Genomic DNA, 22,996 nt, shown 5'->3' with positions numbered 1-22,996 from the left:
GTTCGCTCCTTCTGAGGTCATTGTACCAAGCCCCGTGCATCAAGTGAAGGTTCCAGGTGAAACCAGCTTGCGGTGTTAGTCTTCACTTTCCCTGAACGGTTCATGCTGCCGTCACGTCCTTTGGAATAAGCACAGGAACGGCTACGGTCAGGAGGCAGCGAGATGGAGCAGATGGCACAGGTGGCGGCACGCATCCGCGCCAACATGGAGAAGGTGCTGGTAGGCAAGGGCGAGGTCATCGAACTGGTGCTGGTGGCCCTGGCGGCCGGCGGGCACGTGCTCATCGAGGACGTGCCGGGAACGGGCAAGACGCTGCTGGCGAAATCGCTGGCGCGGTCGCTGGATCTGTCGTTCCGGCGCATTCAGTTCACCCCGGACCTGCTGCCTTCCGACGTGACTGGCCTCTCCTACTTCAACCAGAAGACCGGCGAGTTCGAGTTCCGCCCGGGCCCGGTGTTCGCCCAGGTGCTGCTCGCCGACGAGATCAACCGGGCGACCCCCCGCACCCAGTCTGCCCTGCTGGAGTGCATGGAGGAGCGGCAGGTGACGGTGGAGGGCGTGACCCGGCCGCTGGCGCGCCCCTTCCTGGTCCTGGCGACGCAGAACCCGGTGGAGCAGGAGGGCACGTTCCCCCTGCCCGAGGCGCAGCTGGACCGCTTCCTCCTCAGGCTGCCGGCCGGGTACCCGACGGCGGACGAGGAGATGGCGATGCTGGACCGGTTCCGGAGCGGCGACCCCTTCCAGGAGCTGGCGCCCGTGGCCGGCGCGGAGGAGATCCTCGCGCTGCAGCAGGCCGTGCCGCAGGTGCACGTGGCGCGGCCGGTGCAGCAGTACATCGTGGACCTGGCGCGCGCCACCCGCAGCGCGGAGGGGATCGAACTGGGGGTGAGCCCCCGGGGTACCCTGGCGCTCCTGCGCGCAGCGCAGGCCCTGGCGGCGGTGCGCGGGCGGGACTACGTCCTGCCCGATGACGTGCAGCACCTGGCCCGGCCGGTGCTGGCCCACCGGCTGGTGGCCTCGACCCGGCTCCGGCTGCGGGGGCGGGGCGCGCAAGAGGCGCTCGACGCCATCCTGGCCGCCACCCCCGTGCCCGCGGAACCCCTGCCGAAGGGGGCGGTGTAGGTGCGTCCCGGCGGGTCAGAGCTCCGCTGGCTGGCGGCGGCCGCCCTGCTGCTGGCGGCGCTGAAGCTGCAGAGCGCCGTGCTGCTCCTCGCCGCGTGCCTGGTTGCCCTGGTGCTGGGAGTGGTGGCCCTCTGGAGCCGGTTCGGGCTTAGCCGGCTGACCTACGAGCGCCGCTTCGCGGAGACGCGCTGCTTTGCCGGCGAGGCGGTCACACTGGTGACCGCCGTGACCAACCGGAAGGTGCTGCCCCTCACCTACGTCGTCGTGGACGAATCGGTCCCCGTGGCCCTGCAGGTGGAAGCCCGCCGCCTGCATTTTCAGAGCCGGAGCCGGGAGCGGCTGCGGCTGCGCTTCAGCCTGGGCGGATACCAGCGGGTGGAGCGCCGCTTCACGCTCCGGGCCGTGCGGCGCGGCGCCTACCGTCTGGGTCCGGCGGTGGTCAGCACCGGGGACCCGTTCGGCTGGGCGGAGCAGCGCATGGAGGTCGGCCCGTCGGACCTGCTCCTGGTCTACCCGCGGGTGCTGCCGCTGGAGGAGGTCGGGCTGCCGGCCCGGCGGCCCTTCGGTGACCTGGCCTCCCGCGACCGGCTCTTCGCGGATCCGCTCCGGTTCGCCGGGGTGCGGGAGTACCGGCCGGGGGACCCGCTCAACCAGGTCCACTGGAAGGCCACCGCCGCGGCCGGAGAGCTCCAGGTGAAGCTGCTGGACCCCTCGGCCAGCCTGGGCCTCGCCGTCTTCCTGAACACGTGGTCGTACACCCACTTCTGGGAGGGCGACGACGCGGACGCGCTGGAAGCGGGGGTGACGCTGGCCGCCTCCGTCGTGAACTGGGCCCACGAGCACGGCCTTCCGGTCGGCCTCTACGCCAACGGCCTGGTCTACGAGTGGGGCTTCAGCCTCCGCCTGCCGCCTGCCCGGGGCGATGCCGTCCTGGTGCAGGCCCTGGAGGGGCTGGCGCGGCTGCAGACGGGTTCGCCGCAGCCGCTCTGGGAACTGATGGCGGCAGAAGTGCCTGCCCTGCCCTACGGCACGTCGCTGGTGGTCATCACCCGGCAGGTGGGCGCCGACCTGGGCGGTGCCATTCTGCGCGCCCATCGCTCCGGGCGGCCGGTGACGCTGGTGCTCACCGGCGCTGACCCGGTGGACCTGCCGGACCTGCCGGGCGTGCGGGTTTACCGCACAGGCGGAGAGGAGGGGCTGCACGGTGCGGTTCTGGCCCAGTAGGGGGATGTGGCTCCGCTGGCTTCTCGCCGGCCTGGTCGAGATGGCGGCGGTGCTGCCCTGGATGCTGCTCCTCTACGCCGCAGATGGCGGCGAGGCGTGGCTGGAGGCGGTGCCCGGCGCCTGGCTGCCGCTGGCTGTCTTCCTCGTCGCCGCCCTGTGGACTTCGGGCAGCCGCGCCGAGTCGCGCCTGTCCCGGATCGGCGCCCTGCTGGCCGGCACGTTCCTCGCCTACCTGCTGGCCTACGCCGTTCTGCCCGCCCCGCTGCAGTCCGGGCTGCTGCGGCCGAACCCGGCGCTGGCCTTCGTGCCGCCCGGCGCCTACCTGTGGTACGCGGGCGCCCGTTCTGCGCTGGAAGGGCTGGAGTACGGCCGCCTCTTCGGGCGCGCCTGGGTTCCCTTCGGCGCGCAGTTGGTCGGCATCATCCTGCTGCTCGTGCTGGGGGAGGGCGGGTCGGGCCCGGTGCAGCTGATGCTGGCGTGGGCCGTGGTGCTCCTCTTCGGGGCCGGCCTGTCGCTCCTCATCCTCACGCGGGAGCGGGCCCTGCTGGGCGATGCCGACGCGGACGAACAGGTCGCCGAGCCCGTCTCGCCCGCCGTGACCGGGTTCGTGCTCGCCCTGGTCGCGGGCACGGTGGCCGCTTCCTCGGTCCTGACCGTCGACCGGGTGGCCGCGGCCCTGCGCGGGGTCGGCCGGGCGCTGGCGCCGGCGTACCTTCTGTTTGCCGAGGCGGTGGCCGCCGTCGCCATGGCGATCGCGCGGCTGGTGGAGCCGCTGTTCCAGGTCTTGCGAGGCCTGGCCGCACGGGTGGAGCCGGGTCAGCAGGGCGGTGGGGAGGAGCTGGAGCTGGGGCGGCCGGATCTGCCCGCGCCCTCAGGCCCCGGCCTGGACCTGGAACCCCTGCTGCGGGCCGGGCTGATCCTTCTGGTGCTGGCTGTGCTGGCCCTGTGGCTGTGGCGTGCCAGTGGCGTGCGCCGGCGCACGGCGGAGGTGGACGAGGAACGGACCAGCCTGGGGTTCTGGGCATCCCTCTGGCAGGATCTGCGGTCGCTGCTGCAGGCCCGGCGGGGCACGAAGGGGGAGGGGCAGGCGGCAGGCGAGGAGCCGGTGCCGGCCGGAAGCGCCCGCGACCTGTACCGGCGGCTGCAGCGGTGGGGAGCGGCGAAAGGGCGCCCGCGCCGGCCGTCAGAGACCCCGAACGCGTACAGGTCGGCCCTTTCGGCCGCGCAGCCGCACGCCGCAGAGGCCGTGGCCGCCGTGACGGCCGTGTACAACCAGGAGCGCTACGGGTCCGGCCCGCCGGAGGCGGAGGCCGTCGACGCAGCCGCGGCGCTCATGAAGGCAAAATGCGGTGAAGACTTCTCTCTGTAGGCCCCTTAACCTATAATGAATGGGAAGGCTACCGCGGCCTTCCCATTCTTCGTGTGAATCGGACTGCCCCGGGCAGCGAGAGCCGACCGGGAGGGGGAGTTACATGCTGCTTCAGCACCTGTGCACGTTCTGCCGCGTGGTGGAGGAAGGGTCGTTCACCCGCGCCGCGCAGATGTTGAACCTGACGCAGCCTTCCGTGACGAAGCAGGTGGGCGCCCTGGAAGACTACCTGCAGGTGCAGCTGTTCACCCGCCAGGGAAAGCGGGTGCACCTGACCCCCGTGGGCGAGCTGGTCTACGACTATGCCCGTCAGGTCATCCACCTGGTGGCCCAGTGCGAGGCGGCGGTGCAGGAGTACCGCTCGCCGGGCAGCGGGAGTGTGACGGTGGGGTGCGTGCATACCATCGGTCTGTTCACCCTGCCGGACCTGCTGGCAGCCTATGTGCGGCAGCACCCGCGGGTGAAGATCAACGTCAAGACCGGCAACAACCGCGAGACGGTGCAGATGCTGCTGCACGGCGAGGTGGACGTGGGCCTGGTGACCACGCCGCAGGTGCACGAGCGCATCGACGTGGTGCCGCTGTTTGAGGATCCGCTGGTGGTGGTGGCCGGGCCGAGCTTTGCCGCGGACCTGCCGCCGGTGATCAGCGACGCCGAGCTGGCGCAGCTGCCGTTCATCGGCTACGTGCGGGGGGCGCGGTTCCGGATGACCACGGACCAGGTGCTGGAGGAGATGGGCATCCAGCCCAAGGTCGTGATGGAGTTCGACAACCACGAGGCCATCAAGACCATGGTGGCCCTGGGCTTCGGCATTGCCCTGGAACCGGTCTCGGCCGTGCAGCGGGAGCTGATCTCCGGCCAGCTGGTGCGGCTGAACGTGCCGGGACTGCCCCGTTCCAGCCGCACGACGTCGCTCATCCTGCGGCGGGGCGAACGGCGCAGCGACGCCGTGAGGGCCTTCCTGGCGCTGCTGGAGGAGCGCTACGGCGTCATCATCCCGGAGTGATCGGGGGGGCCTCCGGGTCCGCCGCCCGGCCGGGGATGGGGAAACCGGCGCCCACGGGGTTGCCCCCTGTGGCGACGTTGTGCCGGAGGAAGTGGATCAGGTCGCGGAACTGCCAGGACCGGTGGTGAAGCCCGTCGTCGAACTGGTAGAGGCGGGTCCTGCCGTTCGGGTCGGTGACCTCCAGCTCGAACAGGGTGTGGGCGTCGCGGCCGGTGGGACCGTTCAGCACTTCGGCGTCCCAGTTGACCTGCGCATAGCGAGCCTTCAGCTGCGCACGGTCGGGCTCGGAGAGCCGGCCGTGCGCACCTGCCACGGCCCGGCTCCGGTAGTGCCAGTTTCCGTCGCCGTCCACGGAAAGCTCGAAAAGGGGTACGCCGGTGACCGCCCCGCGGGCCCTGAGCGTCAAGTGCACGTCTGTCAGACCTCCTGTCGCGCGAAGATCGCGTCATGTAGTCTTCGCCGCCGGCGGCGGTGTTATGTCGCGCCGCGCAGGGAAGACTACGGCAGGAGGAGGTGTGCATATGCCGGGCAACAAGATCGGCAAGCTAAAAGCGGGGCAGGGGTTGCGGCGGATTCTCGCCCAACGGAGGGGCGGCTGGCGCGACGCAGAAGCCAAGTCCAGCTACGAGGTCGGATCCGAGCTGGAGCCCGGTGCGGGAAGCCCGGGAAGGCCAAGTCGGGCAGGCCGCTGGGGCGATCCGCACCGCTGAGGCAAAACAAATGTAAAACAGGGGTTGCATTTTCCGCCGAAAAGGCGTACCCTGTCATTGGTTAGCGGCTTGGTGAGCGGTGCGCTGGTTTGCCGAACTACGGGCGAATTCCTCGCGTCTCCCTCCCGAACGCGAATCCAAAAATCCTGAGACGATGGGAGAGAGAATGCGAATGACGAAGACCCTGTACTTCGGCAACCTTCCGTGGGCCGTCACGCCGGAGGACCTTCACAACGCCGTGTCGCAGCATGCAGAGGTGCTCGGCGCCCGCATCGCGACCGACCGGGAGACCGGCCGCAGCCGCGGCTTCGGTTTCGTTGAGGTCCCGGCCGACCAGGCCCAGGCCGTCATCGACGCCCTGAACGGCGCCGAGTGGGCTGGCCGTGCGCTCACCGTGAACGAGGCCCAGCCTCGTCCGGAGCGCGGCAATCGCCGCTAGACAGCGGAGCAGAGAAGGGCGCCCGGTGCATGAGCACCGGGCGCTTTCATCTGTTTTGGGTCCCCTTGCCAGGGCGTTCGTCAAGGGATAGAATGGCGGTTGTCAGAACAGCGACGCAAGTCAGCTGTCGGTTGCGGCTGTTCGTCTCGGATGATCCGTACTCGGCGGTTCACAGCCGTGGCGGGTCCTTTCGGCGGCTGTTGATCGGGCTGCGCCGCCGCGGTAGAATGGCGATTGGTTGTCGGAATGGTGGGAGAAATGCGCGGTCAGGATGCACAGGTGACGATGGAGGGGGCCCAAATGTCGGTGGAAACGGTGTCGCCGCAGAAAGCGGAACCCAGGCGCTCTACCCGGAGGGTGCTCACGGTGCTGGGGGTCGCCGCCGCGCTGGTCGCGCTGGCGGCGGGGAGCCTGGTCTTCAGCGTGTACCTGCACCCTCCGCTGCGTTTCGGCTTCTCGCCGGTAGCCCGGACGGGAGAGGCCGGCGAGTGGACGACCGCGGCGTGGCAGCTGCTCAACGATGGACGCTTTGCCGTGCGGATCCGGGAGGTCCGGTTCGACCTGTACCCGGACCAGCCGGCGATCCCCGTGTGGGTGATGGGCGGCATCAGCCCCCACGGCCGGCTGGTGGCCGGGAGCCTGTCGGACAACCCGACCGACGACGGCATTATCCTGGTCCCCATCGGCGATTTCGTCATTCCGCCCGGGCACCGGTACCGGATGGAGGTCACGCCGGAATCCAGAACGTTCGGCACCCCCGACCACTACGGGCTGATCGCCCGCTATTCCTTCCGGGAGAGCGGGAAGAGCCCCATGGGCCGGCTCACCGTTCGCTACACGTACTTGGGGCTGCCGCTTACCCTGCAGGGCGAGTTCCGGGATGACGACTGAGCAGCCTGATGCGGCGGAGAAAGGAGATCAACCATGCGCGCCTTGCTGGTTCAGCAGTACAAGTACGGCGGCAGGAAGCACTACAGCTATCCCGTGCACCTCATCGAAGAGCGGCCGGACGTCATCATCGTCCACGGCCCGTACGGCCGGCCCCTCACCCATCCCGGGCGGGGGTGGGTGGACTGGCCCGTGCCCAACGAGTCCATCGAGTTTCACTTCACCGCCCGGCCATACACGATTAGTGCCGGCTGGAACGGCGACGGCTCCTTCCGGCACTACTACTGCAATGTGAACACGCCCGCCACGCTCCAGGACGGTGTGCTCTCCAGCGTCGATCTGGACCTCGACCTGCTGGTGACGGCGGACCTCTCCTGGCGGGTGGAGGATGAAGACGAGTTCGAGGCGCACCGCCGGGAGTGGGAGTACCCCGCTGAGATCGTGGAGCTGGCCACGACCGCGCTGGCGGAGCTGATCCGGATGGTTGAGGAGCGGAGCTTCCCCTTCGACAGAGCGGCTCTCCGCCTGCGGGCGCAGCTGTCCCGGTAGCGGGCCTGGTCCGAGCGGGGCCGGTCACAGGCTGAGGGCGATGCGCTTGGCCACCGCCATCGCCTGGCCGCCGGCCATGACCAGGCTCTGGTAGGCGGGCGGGGTGCAGACGTCGCCCGCCGCGAAGACGCCCGGGACCGAGGTCTGGCCGTACCGATCGGTGACGATGTAGCCCTGGGGGTCCAGCTCCACCTGTCCCGCCACCAGCTGGCTGTTGGGCTGGTTGCCGATGTAGATGCAGACGGCGTCGACCTCCAGCTCCCACCGCCGCTCCCCCTGAACGACCTCCAGCGTGACGGCCTCGCGCCGGGGCAGGAAGCGGGCGACTCTGGCCCCCTCGTGGTGGGCCACCTTCTCGCTGGCCAGCACGGGGGCCGACAGGTCCGGGCGGGCCCTGAGCGGACTCCGGCTCAGGAGATGGACCCGGCGGGCGACGGGCAGGAGGAGGCCGGCATTCTCGACCGCCCGGTCGCCGCCGCCGATCACGGCCACGCGCCGCCCGCGGAACCAGGGGAGGTCATGCGACGGGCGGCGGACCCATCCGCCCGCGTAGAGCTCCTGCTCGCCCTCCACCTCGAGCCGGCGGGCCCTGAGGCCGGTCGCGATGACCAGGGCGCGGCCCTCCACCGGTCCCTCGGAGGTGGTACAGGTGCGCGTCGCCGCCGACACGGCGGTGACCGGCAGCCCCAGCCGCACCGCCGCGCCGGCTTCCGCCGCCTGGCGGAGCAGCCGTTCCGTCAGGGCCTGCCCGCTGGGCAGGTCGAGGCCGGGGTAGTCGAAGATCCGCCCGCCGATCTGGTTGAGCTGGCCGCCGGCCCGGTGCTCCCGCTCCAGCACCAGCGGCTCCAGCCCCAGGCGTCGGGCCCAGATCGCCGTCGCCAGCCCCGCCATCCCGGCTCCGACGATGACCACGTCCCAGCGGCGATCGCCTGCCATCCTCGGCACACCCCCTCCCGGCGCCCACTTGGGCGCCGGTTTCTGTGCGTTAGTCAAAGAGCTTCCGGAACTCGCCGTACCCTTCCTTCTCGAGGTCCTCCTTCGGGATGAACCGCAGGGCCGCGGAGTTGATGCAGTACCGGAGCCCCGTCGGCGTCGGGCCGTCGGGGAACACGTGGCCCAGGTGGGAGTCGGCGCCCCGGCTGCGCACCTCGGTGCGGACCATGCCGTGGCTGAGGTCCAGCCGCTCCACGATGTTCTCCGGCACCAGCGGCCGGGTGAAGCTGGGCCAGCCGCAGCCGGCGTCGAACTTGTCCCTGGAGCTGAAGAGCGGCTCGCCGGACACCACGTCGACGTAGATGCCCTCCTCGAAGTGGTTCCCGTACTCGCCGGTGAAGGGCCGCTCCGTGGCGCCCAGCTGCGTCACCTCGTACTGGATGGGCGTGAGCCGCTGTCGCAGTTCCGCGTCCCGCTTCGGGTCCCGCCAGTGGCGGCGGATGAAGTCGTCCCGGCCCGAGGCGGCGCGGTAGCGCTGGTAGTGGGTCGGGTTCTTGCGGTGGAAGTCCTGGTGGTACTCCTCGGCGGGGTAGAAGGGGCCGGCGGGGAGGATCAGCGTGGCGATGGGCTTGTCAAACCGCCCGCTGGCCTCCAGGTCCGCCTTGGACTTCTCCGCCAGGCGGCGCTGCTCCTCGTTGTGGTAGAAGATCGCCGTGCGGTACTGCGGCCCCCTGTCGTGGAACTGCCCCCCTGGATCGGTGGGGTCGATCTGCCGCCAGAAGAGGTCGAGCAGCCGCTGGTACGGGAACACCTCCGGGTCGAAGGTGATCTGCACCGCCTCGAAGTGGCCGGTGGTGCCGGCGCAGACTTCCTCGTAGGTGGGGTTCTCCTTGTGGCCCCCGGTGTATCCAGAGACCACCTTGTGGATGCCGGGCTGCTCCTCGAAGGGGCTGACCATGCACCAGAAACAGCCGCCGGCGAAGGTGGCCAGTTCAAGACCCACGTCGACATCCCTCCCTGCTCTTCTGGACGAAGCCTGCGGTCTGTGCGGTACTGCAGGTCAGTCTGCCCAAAGGTACGGGCGGCCCGCACGGATTCGCCGGCCGGGGCCCCGCGGCGGATTCCCTTTTGGGCAGCCGCCGACTTGTGGTACACTACACTAGATGCACATTCCGTAGATCACTGCCCCAAAGGGGGATCCATACATGACGCTCAAGGACCATAGGGCAGAAGACCTTAACGCTATTCTCGACCGCGTGGAACAGATGATGAAGGAAGGCACGCTGGAGGAGCTGCCGATGGCCGCGCCCGGCGCAGGCGACGACCTCACGCCCGGCGGCTTCGACCACCTGGAGCCGGGCGGCGTGGCCCGGATGGAGATCGACCCCGAGGCCGGCCGGCGCATCCACGGCAAGCCGGAGCCCCGGGTGCACATCGAGACCTTCGGCTGCCAGATGAACGAGCACGACAGCGAGATCATGTACGGCATCCTCGCCCAGATGGGCTACGTGAAGGCCCGGGGACCCGAGGACGCCGACCTGCTCCTCTTCAACACCTGCGCCGTGCGGGAGTCGGCGGTGGAGCACGCCTTCGGCCGCATCGGCCAGCTCAAGCCGCTGAAGTACACCAACCCCGACCTGATCATCGGGGTGTGCGGCTGCGTGCCCCAGGTGGAGGGACAGGTGGAGCGCATGAAGCGCATCTTCCCCTACCTGGACCTGATCTTCGGCACCCACAACATCCACCGGCTGCCCGAGCTGGTGGAGCGGGCCCGCAGCGAGCGGGAGACCGTGGTGGACGTGTGGGAGTCCATGGGCGACGACTTCCCGGACATCCTGCCGGCGGCCCGGGAGGGCGACCTGAAGGCCTGGGTCACGATCATGTACGGCTGCGACAAGCACTGCACGTACTGCATCGTCCCCACCACCCGCGGCAAGGAGCGCAGCCGGCCCTACGAGGTCATCCTGGCCGAGGTGCAGGAGCTGGGCCGGCAGGGGTTCAAGGAGATCACGCTGCTGGGTCAGAACGTGAACGCCTACGGCAAGGACCTCTACGGCCGCCACGGCGAGGGGGCCTTCGACTTCGGCGACCTGATCGAGCTCATCGACCGGAACAGCCCCGGCATCGAGCGCATCCGCTTCACCACCAACCACCCCAAGGATTTCACCCGGAAGATGGTGGAGCAGATCGCCCGCGCCGAGAAGGTGTGCGAGTGGTTCCACCTGCCGGTGCAGTCGGGCGCCGACAGCGTGCTCCGGCGCATGAAGCGTTCCTACAACCGGAAGCAGTACCTCCGCCTGGTGGGCTGGATCCGGGAGCTGATCCCCGACGCCGTGATCACCACGGACATCATCGTCGGCTTCCCCGGCGAGACCGAGGAGGAGTTTCGGGAGACGCTGAGCCTGGTGGAGGAGGTCCAGTTCGACGCCGCCTTCATGTTCATGTACTCCGAGCGGGCCGGCACCCCGGCCGCGGAGATGGAGGACCGGCTCAGCGTGCCCGAGAAGAAGGAGCGGCTGCAGCGGCTGATGGAGGTGCAGAACCGCGTCGCCCGGGCCCGGAACGAGGCCCGGGTCGGCAAGGTGTACGACATCCTGGTGGAGGGGCTGGACAAGGGCAAGCCCGACGTGGTCTTCGGGCGCACCCGGGGGAACATCCTGGTCACCTTCCCCGGCGACGAGTCGCTGCGCGGGCAGATCGTGCCCGTGCGCATCACCCGCGCCGGCACCTGGACGCTGGAGGGCGAGCTGGTCGAGAGTCCGGTTTCTCTGGCCTAGTCAGCACGATGGGGGGAGATGCCGTGTCGGTTGCGACACGCCGCGATGTGTGGATGCTCGCCCGGGAGCTGGCCGAGGCCATCGCGGAGACGCCGGAGCTGCAGGAGTACCGGCGGACCGAGGACGCGGTGCTGGCCGATCCCGAGGCGGTGGCGCTGATTCGGGAGTACGAGGCCGCCAAGCGCGCCGTGAAGCTTTCCCGCGGCCGCCCGCCCGCGGAGCAGCAGGCGCTGGTGGAGCGGTTTCTGGCCGTCGAGGAGCGGTTCAACGCGCACCCGGCCATCCAGGCCTACTGGAACGCCCGGGTGGCCCTGGACGCCTTCATGGAGAAGCTGAACGCGGTGATCACCTACCCGATCACCGGGGAGACGGCGCCGAAGGCGCGGGGCGGCTGTGGCTCAGGCGGCTGCGGCTGCGGGGGATAAGGGATGAGGTATCCGGAGGGGGGCGGCCGCCCCCCTCCGGATTTCGATGAAGGAACCGCGCCGTCAGGTGCCGAACAACAGCCGGAAGGACCGCGCGGGCCGAGCGGGACAAGCCGCGCGGATTGAGGAGGACTTGCGGCAAGTGGACCCAGCCAAGGCAACACCGATGTTCGCCCAGTACCTGCAGGTCAAGGAGCAGTACCCGGACTGCATCCTGTTCTACCGGCTGGGCGACTTTTACGAGACCTTCCTGGACGACGCGGAACTCGTGGCCCGGGAGCTGGAGCTTGTGCTCACCGGGCGGGACGCCGGCAAGGAGCTGGGGCGGGTGCCCATGGCCGGCATCCCCTACCACGCGGCGGAGGGCTACATTGCCCGCCTGATCGAGAAGGGCTACAAGGTCGCCATCTGCGACCAGCTGGAGGACCCGAAGAAGGCCAAGGGGCTCGTGAAGCGGGACGTCACCCGCGTGGTGACCCCCGGCACCCTGGTGGAGCCGCGCCTCTTGCCGGAGAAGGCCAACAACTTCCTGGCGGCCATCTCGTGGTCCCGGGCGGGGTTCGGGCTCGCCGTCGTCGACCTCTCCACCGGCGAGTTCGCCGCCGCGCAGCTGAACGGGGCGGACAGCCTCCGGCTCCTGCTGGAGGAGATCGGCCGGCTGGAGCCCCGGGAGGTCATCATGGAGCCGGGGCTGGCGGCGGAGCCCTCGGTCACCGGCCCGCTGAAGGCCGCGGGCATTGCCATCTCGGTGTTCGAGGGGCGCCACTTCCAGCACGCCGCCGCTTACCGGCGGCTCACCCAGCACTTCGGCACGGCCAACCTCAGCGGCTTCGGCTGCGAGCACCTGGAGCTGGCCACCTCCGCGGCCGGCGCGGCGCTGGCCTACCTGGAGGAGATGCACAAGTCGAGCCTGGGCCACGTGAGCGGCCTCGCCGTGTACTACCCCGGCGACTACATGGTGCTGGACCCCGCCACGCGCCGGAACCTGGAGCTGACCCGGTCGCTCAGGGACGGGGGACGGCGGGGCACCCTGCTCTGGGTGGTGGACCGCACCGTGACGGCCATGGGCGCCCGCCTGCTGAAGAGCTGGCTGGAGCGGCCGCTGCTGGACCTGGGCCAGATCCGGGCGCGCCACGAAGCGGTGGGCGAGCTCCTGGAGCGGCCCGTCATGCGGGCGGACCTCAGGGCTCTGCTGCAGGAGGTGCACGACCTGGAGCGGCTCGCCGGCCGCGTGGCCGTAGGGACGGCCAACGCCCGGGACCTGGTGGCGCTGAAGGCGTCGCTGGTAGCGCTGCCGTCGATCCGGGTGGCCCTGGAGGAGGTCACGTCGCCCCGGCTGGTGGAGCTGCGGGACCAGCTGGACATGCTGGACGACGTGCGGGACCTGATCGAGCACGCCATCGCCGACGAGCCGCCGGCCGCGCTGACGGAAGGCGGCATCCTGAAGGACGGCTACCACCCCGAGGTGGACGAGCTGCGGCGCATCGCCCGGGACGGCAAGGCGTGGATCGCCCAGGTGGAGGCCCGGGAGCGGGAGCGCACGGGGATCAAGTCGCTGAAGATCGGCTACAACAAGGTCTTCGGCTACTACCTGTCGGTCACGAAGCCCAACCTGCCCCTGGTGCCGCCCGACTACATCCGCAAGCAGACCCTCGCCAACGAGGAGCGGTTCATCACGCCGGAGCTGAAAGAGCTGGAGGAGAAGGTGCTCCATGCGGCCGAGCGGGTGATGGGCCTGGAGTACGAGCTGTTCGTGGAGATCCGGGAGCGGGTGGCTGCCGAGGTGACCCGCATCCAGCGTTCCGCCCGGGCGGTGGCCGAACTGGACGTCCTGGCCTCCTTCGCGGAGGTGGCGTCGCTTTACGGCTACTGCCGGCCGCTGGTGGACCACTCCACCGTGCTGGAGCTGAAGGGCTCCCGCCACCCGGTGCTGGAAAGGGTGATGGAGGAAGGGGCGTTCGTGCCCAACGACCTCATGGTGGACACCGGCGAGAACCGGATCCTGCTGATCACCGGGCCGAACATGGGCGGCAAGTCCACGGTGATGCGGCAGGCCGCCCTGGCGGTGATCCTGGCGCAGGCGGGCTCCTTCGTGCCCGCGGACTCGGCGCGCATCGGCCTGGTCGACCGGGTCTTCACCCGGGTCGGCGCCTCCGACGACCTGGCCACCGGCCGGTCCACCTTCATGGTGGAGATGACGGAGGTGGCCAATATTCTCCACAGCGCGACCGAGCGGTCGCTGGTGGTGCTGGATGAGGTCGGCCGGGGGACGGCCACCTTCGACGGCCTCTCCATCGCCTGGGCGATCACCGAGCACATCCACCAGGCCATCGGCTGCCGGACGCTGTTCGCCACCCACTACCACGAGCTCTGCGAGCTGGAGGGGCTCCTCTCCGGCGTCAAGAACTACTCGGTCGCGGTGATGGAGAAGGGGGAGGAGATCATCTTCCTCCGCAAGCTGGTCCGGGGCGGGGCCGATCGCTCTTACGGCATTCAGGTGGGCCGCCTGGCGGGCTTGCCGGCCTCTGTGGTGGAGCGGGCGCGGGAGATCCTCGCCACGCTCGAGGAGCAGGAGGGCGAGCGCAAGTCGCGCCGGGAGGCCGCGGCGCAGCGGCTCCGGCGGCAGCCCGCGGTGCAGCTCACCTTCTTCGAGCCGAAGAAGGACCCGGTCGTGGAGGAACTCCTGGCGCTCAACGTGCTGGCGCTCACGCCGATCGAGGCGCTGAACACGCTGTACCAGCTGCAGGCCAAGGCGAAAGAGAACCGCTGACGCGCAGCCGCCCCCCGGTGCGTTCCGGGGGGCGGTGCTCCTGCCCGGGCAGGCGGACCCCGGCGCTGCATCTGCTTCTACGCCGCACGGGCGCGCCGGGCGCACAGGATCTCACGGGTCAGGGTGAGGATCTGGAGCACCGGTGTCACGCGGAACGCGCTGCGCCGCCGGCCCGCTGCCTAGCCTCCCTGCTGGAAAAACCGCTTGATGATCGCGATATGCCCGTAATGGGAGGCCAGGTGGAACGGCAGGAGGTGCAGGAAGAAGGTGAGCGGCTGGGGCCGTCCCCCGGGACGGAAGGGGAAGGTGCGCTCCAGGTCGGCCGGGGTGAGCTGCTCCAGCAGCGCCTGAAGCTCCGCCCTGGCCCGTTCCAGCTTGCCCGTGAGCGATTCGGCGGTCTCGCCCGGATCCGCGGGCGGGATCGGCGCGCCGGGAGCGGGCGTATACCGGTCCAGCAGGACGGCCCGGCGCAGCTCCTCCGAAACCGGGCGGCCGGTAAACTGCTCGACCACCACCAGCTCGGTCGCCGCGACGTGCAGTACCAGGGTGGCGATGCTGTTGGCCAGGCCGGGGGGCACGAAGGCCAGCTGCTCCGGGGTGAGGTCCCGGATGGCCCCTTTCAGGATCCGGAGACCGAACGCAAGCTGCTCGGAACAGGCGCGCGCTTCAGGGATCATCGGTTCTACCTCCTTCTTTTTCAAGTCGATATTCGAGGGCACAGGTCAGAATCCTCCGGCACTCCGGTCCGCGGCGTCGCGCCGGGGCCGCAGCGGGCGGCATGGCGGGCCGGAGCGCGGGAGATACTGACTTCCGGACAGGCGCTGCGCCGGCCACGGCAGCGCCTGAGCGAAGCGGACGAGGAGGAGAGAACGTGGACCTGATTCCGTGGCATCCCTTGCGCGAGCTGGAGCGGGTGCGCACGCCGCTGGAGCGCCTTTTCACCGACCCCTTCTTCGGGACGGGAGTGCCCTTCGGCGGCGCGATGACCGCCTTTCCGGTGGAGGTGGTCGAGCAGGGGGACGACATCCTGGTGCGCTGCGAGCTGGCAGGCATCGACCCCCAGGACGTGGACGTGCGCATCACCGACCAGGGCGTCACCATCCGGGGCGAACGGAAGGCCGAGGAGGTCGACCGGCAGCGGGGCACGTACCGGTCGGAGCGGTTCTACGGCGCCTTCATCCGCACGATCGGGTTCCCCGTTCCGGTGGACAGCGAGCAGGCCACGGCCACGTTCCGGCACGGCCTGTTGGAGGTGCGCGCGCCGAAGCGCAATCCCGACGCCGGGCCGGATGGGCGCCGGCTCAACATCACGCCGCTGCACTGACATCCGGGGCTGGGTCCAGCCCCAATCTTTTTATGTGTAGGACCATTTCCCCGCACCTGCCAGGCCTTTTCCGGCGTCACACCAGTAAAGGGGAAAAGGAGGAGGGCCCTGTCCGGACGGGCGGGGACCTGTCAGACCGGGGGGAACGACGGCGGCATGGAGCGAGTGCGCGGGCGGAGGGCCCTGGGCTACCTGTGTATCTTCGGCGCGGCTTCGCTGTGGGGGACCATCGGGATCGTCAGCCGGGACCTGTACGGCAGCGGTCTGGCGGCGCAGAGCGTCGTCACGCTGCGGGCCGCGTCGGCAGCCCTGCTGATCGTGGCCGTGCTGGCCGCGCTCCGGCCGGGCGCGCTGCGGGTCAGGCTCAGGGACCTGCCGCTGTTTGCCGCTTACGGACTGGTCAGCGTCGCCGCCTTCTACCTGCTGTACTTCCTCACCATCCAGTACCTCTCCGTGGCGGCCGCGGCGGTGCTGATGTACAGCGCGCCCGCCTTCGTGACACTGGCTGCTGCCCTGACCCTGGGCGAACGGCTGACCCGGCCCAAGCTCCTGGCGCTGGTCCTGACGCTGGCGGGCTGCGCCCTCGTCGCCCGGGCCTACGAGCCTGCGACCTTCCGGGGTCAGCTCATCGGGGTGCTCACCGGCCTCGGGTCCGGGTTCACCTACGGCATGTACTCGATCTTCGGCAAGCACGCCCTGAAGCGGTACAACCCGTGGACGGTGCAGGCTTACTCCCTCGTGGCCGGGGCGGTGCCCCTGGCGCTGCTGTTCGGGCGTGACGCGGTCCAGGCTCTGGCCCGCACCCCGGAAGTGGTTCCCTCGCTGGCGTACCTGGTGCTGGTCACGACCGTGGGGGCGTACACGCTCTACCTGACCGGGCTGCGGTCGGTGGAGGCGAGCCACGCCAGCATCATCTCCACCGTGGAGCCGGTGGTGGCGGCCGTAGTGGGGTTCTTGTTCCTGCACGAGCCGCTGGAGGTCCCCCAGATCGTCGGGATCGCGCTGGTCCTGGGCAGCGCCGTGATGCTCAACGCCCAGCCCGCGGAGGATGCGCCGGCGGCTCACTCTGCACAGCCGGCTGTACATGCGGCGGAGCCGGGTCCGGCGGCGGCGCCTGCCGAGGCGGCTGGTGCGGCAACGGCTGTGCGGCCGGTGGCAGCGCGTACAGAGTCTGCTCGCCGCACCCCAGGGAGCGCCCCGTGAGCGCGGCGATGACGGTGCCGTGGCAGACGACGATGACGCCGTCGGGTTGGGCGTTCCGCCTGAGCACGTCCAGCACCCGTCGGCGCACCTGCGAAAGCGGCTCCCAGCTGCGCGACGCTCCCTCCGGCCACTCGCCGCCGCAGCGGGCCATCTCCTCCGCCGCGTCGGCCACGACTTTGCTGGAGTCGTAGGTCTGGGTGAGGTCCGGCAGCCACTCGTGCAGGTCAAACTCCACCGCCAGCGGCAGGTCGAGCCTCCGGCTGAGGATGGCCGCCGTCTGCAGCGCCCGCGTCATCGGCGAGGAGAGGATCAGGCGGGCGGAGGTGCCCTTCAGCCGGGCAGCCGCCGCCTCGGCCTCTTCCACGCCCCGGGGCGAGAGCGGAACCCAGTCCCGCATGCCGCCCCGCAGCCTGCGCGCCTCCGCCAGGTCGTAGCTGGCGCTGCCGTGCCGAACCAGGATGAACGCGCCCACAGCCCATCCTCCTCTGCGTACCCGGAATCCGTCATGCTCTGGCATTTCGCCGTCCGCAGTCCGTCATCCTGCGCGAAGCCACCGCCGGCCTCCGGACCCGGCGCCGAACCTGCCCGGCATCTCTTCCGGGGCCTCTCCGCGAAGTGCCCCTCGCCTGACGAAATCCGTCAACGGAAAGGCTTGCCTCTGCATAGGAGACATGCCACAATGTGACGGAGGGGAGATTCCCTGGAGGAGTGAACAATCGCTGTGTTTACCTGGTGGCAATGGCTTCTCATCGTACTGGCTGCTCTCGGTCTGGCCTTCTTGATTCTCTGGCAAACACCCTGGTTCAAGATCCGCAAATACGCCATCGACATGAAGCGGCTCTATGACAAGCACAAGCTCCAGGAGAAGGCTGAGCAGGCGCAGGCGCTCGGCCAGAACCCCAACGTGAATCCGGTTCTCCTGCGCAAACCGCTGCGGGAGATCATCTCCACCTACGAGGCCTTGATTGCGGACATGAACAAGCTGAAGGTCCCGCCCAAGGCCCAGCGGCTGCATGAGATGTCGCTCACCGCCGCGAAGGAGTCGCTCGCCATGTATCAGATGGCGGCGGCCGGCGGCTTCCGGCAGAAGGCGATCCTGAGCCGGCAGAAGAAGGTCATGCAGCTGCAGGAAGAGATTGAGGCGGAGATGGAGAAGCTGTACGGCAAGCCCAAGCAGCCCAGGAAGTCGTGATCCTGACGGGCGGCGCCTCCGGCCTGGAGGGCGCCGCCGCACTGTCAGCGCGTCCTGACGGGCCTGAGGTCGGAGGTGGGAGATTGGCCCGGATTCACCTGCTCGACGAGCAGACGGCCAACCAGATCGCCGCGGGCGAGGTGGTGGAGCGGCCCGCCAGCGTCGTGAAGGAGCTGGTGGAGAACGCCCTGGACGCCGGGGCGAAGCGGATCGTGGTGGAGGTGAGCGGCGGCGGGCGGGAGCTCGTGCGGGTGAGCGACGACGGCATCGGCATGCTCCCCGAGGACGCCCGGCTGGCCCTGCAACGGCACGCGACCTCCAAGATCCGCACGGCCGAGGACCTGCACGCCATCACGACCCTGGGGTTCCGGGGGGAGGCGCTCCCTTCCATCGCCGCCGTCTCCGAGTTCGAGCTGATCACCCGGCCCCATGACCGGCTGGCCGGCTACCGGATCGTCGTGCAGGGTGGGCAGGTCGTGTCCGAGGGGGAGCACGGCTGCCCCGCCGGCACCCGGGTGACGGTGCGGAACCTGTTCTACAACGTCCCCGCCCGGCTGAAGTATCTGAAGACCAACGCGACGGAGATGGCCCAGATCGGCGACATCCTGACGCGGCTGGCCCTGGCCAACCCCGGGGTCGCCTTCCGCTTCCACAGTGGCCCGGCCCAGGTCTTCGCCACCCCGGGCACCGGCGACCTCATTGGCGCGGTCACGGCGCTCCTGGGCCGGGAGGTGGCGAAGGAGCTGATCCCCGTCGACTACCGGAATGACGCGGCCCAGGTCCGGGGCTTCGTGGGCCGGCCCGCCATCGCCCGGGCCGGGCGGACGCACCAGTACTTCTTCGTCAACCGCCGGGCCGTGCGCACCATCGCCGCCCGCTACGCGCTGGAGGAGGCGTACGCCCATCTCCTGCCCGGCGGCCGCTACCCGGTCTGCGTCCTGTTCATCGAGGTGGATGCGCGGGAGGTGGACGTGAACGTCCACCCGACCAAGGCCGAGGTGCGGTTTCAGCGGGACCGGGAGGTGCGGGCGGCCGTCTACCAGGCGGCACGCCAGAGCCTGGGCGCTGCCCTGCTCATCCCCGGCACCGAGGTCTCGCCGGACGGCGAGGTGCGGGTGCCCGACCGGGCCGGGGAGAAGGCGGCCCTGCAGCGGGGCTGGGTGCCCCCGGGCGCCGGGCGGCCCGGTGAGGGGGGCGGTCGGGCCGCACCTCCTCCCTGGGGGGTATCCGCCGCCGGCGCGGACGCGCAGAATACCGCCCGGGAAGCGGCACGGACGTACCAGCCGCGCGGTGGCCCCTCCCCGGGAGGTCCCCAGCCGGGCAGCCCGTCTTTGGGCAGCCTGCCGCCGGGCGGCCTGCAGGCTGTGCTGGCGGACCGGGCCGGCAACGAGGTGGCCGCAGCTGGCGCGCCGGTGGCCGACCTGGCGGAGGCCGGCTTCGTGCCCCGCCCTACCGACCCCGCCGGGCTGATCCGGTCGCTCAGGCCCCTGGGCCAGGTGCACCGGTCCTACATCGCCTGCGACGGGCCGGAAGGGCTCTACCTGATCGACCAGCACGCCGCCCATGAGCGCATCTTCTTCGAGCGGCTCTACGCGGCGGCGCACGAGCAGGCGGCCAGCGTGCAGCGGCTGCTCTTCCCCTTGACGCTGGACCTCACCCCGGCGCAGATGGCCATCTGGCGGGAGAACGCCGCCATCTTCGCCGAGAGCGGTTTCGAGGCGGAGCCCTTCGGCGGGAACACGCTGCTGATCCACGGGGTGCCCGCCGGACTGGGGACAGACCACGTGGCCCGGCTGGTCTCCGACTTCCTGGACCGGCTGCAGGAGGACCAGGTCGCGCCGGGCACGCCGGTGACCGACCGGCGGCGGCGGGTGCTGGCCGCCATGGCGGCCTGCAAGGCGGCCATCAAGGCCCGGGATGCGCTGCAGCCCGAGGACATCGCGGCGCTCATCCAGGATCTGGCGGCCTGCGCAGCGCCCGAGACCTGCCCGCACGGGCGGCCGACCATCATCTGCGTGTCTGTATCTGAACTGGAGAAGAGGTTCAAGCGGTGAAGCTGCCACTTCTGGTGCTGGTGGGCCCCACGGCGGTGGGCAAGACCGCCCTCTCGGTGGCGGTGGCCCGGGCCGTGGGGGCCGAGATCATCTCCGGCGACTCGATGCAGGTCTACCGGGGCATGGACATCGGCACCGCCAAGATCCGGCCGGAGGAGGCGGGCGGCGTGCCCCACCACCTCATCGACATCAAGGAGCCGGACGAGGACTTCTCGGTGGCCGAGTTCCAGGCCCGGGTGGACGAACTGATCCCGCAGATCTGCGCCCGGGGGCGGCTGCCCATGCTGGTGGGAGGCACCGGCCTCTACGTCCGGGCCGTGGTGGAGAAGTACACCTTCACCCCGATGGAGGCAGATCACGAACTGAGGGCGCGCCTCCGGCAGGAGGAGGAGCGGCACGGTCCGGGCTATCTCCACGCCCGGCTGCAGCAGGTGGACCCCGTGTCGGCCGCACGGCTGCACCCCAACGACCTGTTCCGCATCATCCGGGCCCTGGAGGTGTACGCGCAGACGGGCGTGCCCATCTCTGCCACGCAGACCGCGGCGGATGCAGAGCCCCGGTACGATGACCTGATGATCGGCCTGACGATGGACCGGGCGCAGCTCTACGCCCGCATCGACGAGCGCGTCGACGCCATGCTGGCCGCGGGGTGGCTGGAGGAGGTGCGCCGGCTGCTCAGCCGTTACCCTCCGCACGTGCGCGCCCTGCAGGCGCTGGGGTACCGGGAGCTGGTGCTTTACCTGCGCGGTCTGCTCACCTGGGACGAGGCGGTGGCCCTGATCAAGCGCAACACCCGGCGCTTCGCCAAGCGGCAGTTCACCTGGTTCCGGCGGGAACGGCGCCTCCGGTGGCTGGATGTGACCGACCCGGAGGCCCGGAACCGGGCGGCCGGGGAAATCGTCAGACTGGTAAGGGAGAAATGGCCCTGTAGAGAGAGGAAGGGGCGGATCGAGTGACGAGGGCGTCAGCCAGCCTGCAGGATGGATTCCTCAACCTGCTTCGTAAGGAGAACATCCCGGTAACGATCTATCTCGTCAACGGATACCAGCTGAAGGGACAGATTCGCGGGTTCGACAACTTCACGGTGGCCGTGGAGCTCGACGGCAAGGTCCAGCTCGTGTACAAGCACGCGCTTTCGACCATCACGCCGATGCGGCCGCTGCCCGCCACGGTGGCGCAGATCATGCGGGGAGACGCCGAAGAGGAGCCTGAGAGCGCAGAGTGAGGGGGACCGCCAGCCAGGCGGTCCCCGTTGTTTTCTCACCCCTCACGGCCCGTTCGTGTCCCACCGCCAGGACCGGCCGGCTGCTGCCGCCACGGCGTCCTCCAGGTCGGCGCGGGTGATCGCCATCAGCTCCGCCCGGGTCGCGTCCGGCCGGTCGACCAGCCGCAGGGCCTGGCAGCGGATCGCACGCTCGATCAGGTTGCGCACGGCCCGGGCATTCCCGTGCTCGCCGGCGGTCAGCCAGCCGCGGCCCCGGAGGATCTGCCGCAGGGCGGCCCGCCCGTCCGGGGTGAGCTGGTAGTCCCGGCGGTGCAGCATCATCTCGGCGATGGCCACCAGCTCCTCCGGCGTGTAGTCGGGGAAGTGGATCGTCAGCGCGAAGCGGGACCGCAGGCCGGGGTTCTGCCGCAGGAACCAGGCCATCTCGTCGGGGTAGCCGGCCAGGATCAGCACCAGCTCGCCGCGGTGCTCCTCCATGGCCCGCACCAGGAAATCGATGGCCTCCTTGCCGAAGTCCCGCTCGCCGCCCCGGGCGAGCGAATAGGCCTCGTCGATGAAAAGCACCCCGCCCAGGGCGCGCCGGACCACATCGCGGGTGCGCTGGGCCGTGTGTCCGATGTACTCGCCCACCAGGTCCGCTCGCTCCGCCTCGACCATGTGGCCTTTCGGGAGTACGCCCATCTCCTTGAAGAGCCGCCCCAGCAGGCGGGCCACGGTCGTCTTGCCGGTGCCGGGGTTGCCGGTGAAGATCATGTGCAGGCTGCTGGGCTGGCTGGCCAGGCCGGCCCGCGCGCGGCGCAGCTGGATCGCAATGTAGGCCTGCAGTTCGCGGACCAGCTGCTTGACCGGCTCCAGGCCGACCAGCCCGTCCAGCTCCGCGATGACCGCCCGGACCCGACGCTCCCGATCCTCGCCGGCGTCCGCGGGCCTGGGCTGCGCCCGGGGCGCCGCGCGCCGCCGCCGAAGGTCGATCGCCATCTGCAGGGCGTCGGCCGGGGTGATGCGGCCCTCACGGAGCCAGTTGCTGATTTCCTCCATCCGCTGTGGCTGTCGCACCCTGGCCATCGCAATCCACCTCGTGCAAGCATACGCACCCGTCCTGCCGTCCAGCATGAGGGGGAACGGAACTGCCGAAAAGTGGGAGGGCATACCGGAAGTGGGCGCGCTGTCGGACCAGTTACAGCCGCTGGCAATTGTGATATACTATTGGCAAGAGGGGTGGCCACTCCGTTCCCAGAGCGGAGTGGCTCCGTATGCGCGGAAAAATCCGGCAGAGGCCGCCGGTGAACATCTCCTTGCGAAAGGTCGTGATGCCATGGTACGTGCACGTCCGCCATCCGAGATCGAGCACATGCGGTCGCGGATCGCCAGCCGGCTGCGCGTGCTGGAAGAGCTTCTGAACACCCAGATGGAGGAGTACTTCTCCAGCCCGGGCAGCGAAGGTCTCGCCTACAGCGTGCGCCCGCACCTGCGCCGCTACGTGGAGGTGGCGAGCCAGCTGCTGGAGCGCATGGGGGAGCAGGGCGACGACGCGGCCCTGGACGTCGTGTTCATGGATATGCCGGTGACCCTCGTGGACGAGACCGACGGCACCGAGGAGGTCTACACCGTGGTCCTTCCGGATGAAGGCGATCCGGAGAAGGGACACATCTCCTGTCTATCGCCCCTGGGGCTCGCACTGCTGCTGAAGCGCGTGAACGAGCGGGTGGTGATCGATGCGCCCGGGGGCCGGTTCACCTACCGGATTGCGGCGGTGGGAACCAGACCATGAAGGGTTGAGGAGCGG

At 70.0% G+C, this 22,996-nt stretch carries 23 protein-coding genes and 1 pseudogene; 18 read left to right on the top strand and 6 right to left on the bottom strand.

Going from position 1 to position 22,996, the window contains the following annotated elements; all coding sequences use genetic code 11:
• The first annotated feature begins 162 nt into the window (after positions 1–162).
• From ACZ5UM_RS13960 to ACZ5UM_RS13945, 4 genes are all read left to right on the top strand, one after another.
• On the top strand, positions 163–1,122 hold the full coding sequence (locus ACZ5UM_RS13960) for an AAA family ATPase (protein WP_464844905.1): 960 nt from the start codon (positions 163–165) through the stop codon (positions 1,120–1,122).
• Complete coding sequence (locus tag ACZ5UM_RS13955) at positions 1,123–2,346, top strand: DUF58 domain-containing protein (RefSeq protein ID WP_464844904.1); 1,224 nt, start codon at positions 1,123–1,125, stop codon at positions 2,344–2,346.
• Positions 2,347–2,350: 4 nt separating this feature from the next.
• A complete protein-coding gene (locus tag ACZ5UM_RS13950) occupies positions 2,351–3,715 on the top strand; it encodes a DUF4129 domain-containing protein (protein ID WP_464844903.1) in 1,365 nt (454 codons plus the stop codon).
• Between the two features lie 103 nt (positions 3,716–3,818).
• Positions 3,819–4,721, top strand: a complete 903-nt coding sequence (locus ACZ5UM_RS13945; protein ID WP_464844902.1) for a LysR family transcriptional regulator — start codon at positions 3,819–3,821, stop codon at positions 4,719–4,721.
• Here ACZ5UM_RS13945 and ACZ5UM_RS13940 read toward each other — a convergent pair.
• Entirely contained in the window at positions 4,708–5,133 is a 426-nt protein-coding gene (locus ACZ5UM_RS13940) for a hypothetical protein (RefSeq protein ID WP_464844901.1), read from the bottom strand. The genes ACZ5UM_RS13945 and ACZ5UM_RS13940 overlap by 14 nt on opposite strands.
• A gap of 109 nt (positions 5,134–5,242) precedes the next feature.
• Here ACZ5UM_RS13940 and ACZ5UM_RS13935 point away from each other — a divergent pair, with 109 nt between their 5' ends.
• From ACZ5UM_RS13935 to ACZ5UM_RS13920, 4 genes are all read left to right on the top strand, one after another.
• The gene (locus ACZ5UM_RS13935) at positions 5,243–5,431 is read left to right on the top strand and encodes a hypothetical protein (protein ID WP_464844900.1); all 189 of its coding nucleotides are present in this window, start codon (positions 5,243–5,245) and stop codon (positions 5,429–5,431) included.
• A gap of 172 nt (positions 5,432–5,603) precedes the next feature.
• A complete protein-coding gene (locus ACZ5UM_RS13930) occupies positions 5,604–5,870 on the top strand; it encodes an RNA recognition motif domain-containing protein (RefSeq protein WP_464844899.1) in 267 nt (88 codons plus the stop codon).
• Positions 5,871–6,170: 300 nt separating this feature from the next.
• A complete protein-coding gene (locus ACZ5UM_RS13925; protein ID WP_464844898.1) occupies positions 6,171–6,761 on the top strand; it encodes a hypothetical protein in 591 nt (196 codons plus the stop codon).
• Positions 6,762–6,794: 33 nt separating this feature from the next.
• Positions 6,795–7,307: a DUF402 domain-containing protein gene (locus ACZ5UM_RS13920; protein WP_464844897.1), complete on the top strand. Its 513-nt coding sequence runs from the start codon at positions 6,795–6,797 to the stop codon at positions 7,305–7,307.
• Positions 7,308–7,331: 24 nt separating this feature from the next.
• Here ACZ5UM_RS13920 and ACZ5UM_RS13915 read toward each other — a convergent pair whose 3' ends face one another.
• Positions 7,332–8,243, bottom strand: a complete 912-nt coding sequence (locus ACZ5UM_RS13915) for an NAD(P)/FAD-dependent oxidoreductase (protein ID WP_464844896.1) — start codon at positions 8,241–8,243, stop codon at positions 7,332–7,334.
• 49 nt (positions 8,244–8,292) lie between these two features.
• Complete coding sequence (msrA, locus tag ACZ5UM_RS13910) at positions 8,293–9,243, bottom strand: peptide-methionine (S)-S-oxide reductase MsrA (RefSeq protein WP_464844895.1); 951 nt, start codon at positions 9,241–9,243, stop codon at positions 8,293–8,295.
• Between the two features lie 370 nt (positions 9,244–9,613).
• Between msrA and miaB the strand changes: the two genes are divergently transcribed.
• From miaB to mutS, 3 genes are all read left to right on the top strand, one after another.
• On the top strand, positions 9,614–11,017 hold the full coding sequence (miaB, locus tag ACZ5UM_RS13905; RefSeq protein ID WP_464848388.1) for a tRNA (N6-isopentenyl adenosine(37)-C2)-methylthiotransferase MiaB: 1,404 nt from the start codon (positions 9,614–9,616) through the stop codon (positions 11,015–11,017).
• 23 nt (positions 11,018–11,040) lie between these two features.
• Positions 11,041–11,442 carry a YlbF/YmcA family competence regulator gene (locus ACZ5UM_RS13900; protein WP_464844894.1) on the top strand — a complete coding sequence of 134 codons (402 nt, stop codon included), beginning with the start codon at positions 11,041–11,043 and terminating at the stop codon, positions 11,440–11,442.
• Between the two features lie 166 nt (positions 11,443–11,608).
• A complete protein-coding gene (gene mutS, locus ACZ5UM_RS13895; protein WP_464848386.1) occupies positions 11,609–14,212 on the top strand; it encodes a DNA mismatch repair protein MutS in 2,604 nt (867 codons plus the stop codon).
• A gap of 179 nt (positions 14,213–14,391) precedes the next feature.
• On the opposite strand, the gene ACZ5UM_RS13890 is transcribed toward mutS, so the two are convergent.
• Positions 14,392–14,889 carry a DinB family protein gene (locus tag ACZ5UM_RS13890; protein ID WP_464844893.1) on the bottom strand — a complete coding sequence of 166 codons (498 nt, stop codon included), beginning with the start codon at positions 14,887–14,889 and terminating at the stop codon, positions 14,392–14,394.
• A gap of 194 nt (positions 14,890–15,083) precedes the next feature.
• Between ACZ5UM_RS13890 and ACZ5UM_RS13885 the strand changes: the two genes are divergently transcribed.
• Both ACZ5UM_RS13885 and ACZ5UM_RS13880 read left to right on the top strand, forming a co-directional pair.
• Positions 15,084–15,536, top strand: coding sequence for an Hsp20/alpha crystallin family protein (locus tag ACZ5UM_RS13885; protein ID WP_464844892.1), 453 nt, complete (start codon positions 15,084–15,086; stop codon positions 15,534–15,536).
• A 156-nt stretch (positions 15,537–15,692) separates the two neighbouring features.
• Complete coding sequence (locus ACZ5UM_RS13880) at positions 15,693–16,739, top strand: DMT family transporter (RefSeq protein WP_464844891.1); 1,047 nt, start codon at positions 15,693–15,695, stop codon at positions 16,737–16,739.
• Positions 16,740–16,755: 16 nt separating this feature from the next.
• On the opposite strand, the pseudogene ACZ5UM_RS13875 reads toward ACZ5UM_RS13880, so the two are convergent.
• Positions 16,756–17,256, bottom strand: a pseudogene (locus tag ACZ5UM_RS13875) (histidine phosphatase family protein); the annotation flags it as partial.
• A gap of 204 nt (positions 17,257–17,460) precedes the next feature.
• Here ACZ5UM_RS13875 and ACZ5UM_RS13870 point away from each other — a divergent pair.
• The 4 genes from ACZ5UM_RS13870 (at position 17,461) to hfq (ending at position 21,210) form a co-directional block, all read left to right on the top strand.
• Positions 17,461–17,931, top strand: a complete 471-nt coding sequence (locus tag ACZ5UM_RS13870) for a hypothetical protein (protein ID WP_464844890.1) — start codon at positions 17,461–17,463, stop codon at positions 17,929–17,931.
• Positions 17,932–18,014: 83 nt separating this feature from the next.
• Positions 18,015–19,985 carry a DNA mismatch repair endonuclease MutL gene (gene mutL / locus ACZ5UM_RS13865; RefSeq protein ID WP_464844889.1) on the top strand — a complete coding sequence of 657 codons (1,971 nt, stop codon included), beginning with the start codon at positions 18,015–18,017 and terminating at the stop codon, positions 19,983–19,985.
• Complete coding sequence (miaA, locus tag ACZ5UM_RS13860) at positions 19,982–20,941, top strand: tRNA (adenosine(37)-N6)-dimethylallyltransferase MiaA (protein ID WP_464844888.1); 960 nt, start codon at positions 19,982–19,984, stop codon at positions 20,939–20,941. The genes mutL and miaA overlap by 4 nt, the downstream gene beginning before the upstream one ends.
• Positions 20,938–21,210, top strand: a complete 273-nt coding sequence (gene hfq, locus ACZ5UM_RS13855; protein ID WP_464844887.1) for an RNA chaperone Hfq — start codon at positions 20,938–20,940, stop codon at positions 21,208–21,210. Before miaA ends, hfq begins: the two co-directional genes overlap by 4 nt.
• Positions 21,211–21,252: 42 nt before the next feature.
• Here the strand turns inward: hfq and ACZ5UM_RS13850 are convergent, their stop codons facing one another.
• The gene (locus ACZ5UM_RS13850; RefSeq protein WP_464844886.1) at positions 21,253–22,275 is read right to left on the bottom strand and encodes an AAA family ATPase; all 1,023 of its coding nucleotides are present in this window, start codon (positions 22,273–22,275) and stop codon (positions 21,253–21,255) included.
• Positions 22,276–22,525: 250 nt separating this feature from the next.
• On the opposite strand from ACZ5UM_RS13850, the gene ACZ5UM_RS13845 reads away from it, so the two are divergent.
• On the top strand, positions 22,526–22,981 hold the full coding sequence (locus tag ACZ5UM_RS13845; protein ID WP_464844885.1) for a GreA/GreB family elongation factor: 456 nt from the start codon (positions 22,526–22,528) through the stop codon (positions 22,979–22,981).
• Positions 22,982–22,996: the final 15 nt, after the last annotated feature.

It is taken from the genome of Symbiobacterium ostreiconchae, from assembly GCF_055396975.1.
Note: the sequence above shows the minus strand (reverse complement) of the source record. Positions and strands in the feature narration are given on the sequence as shown.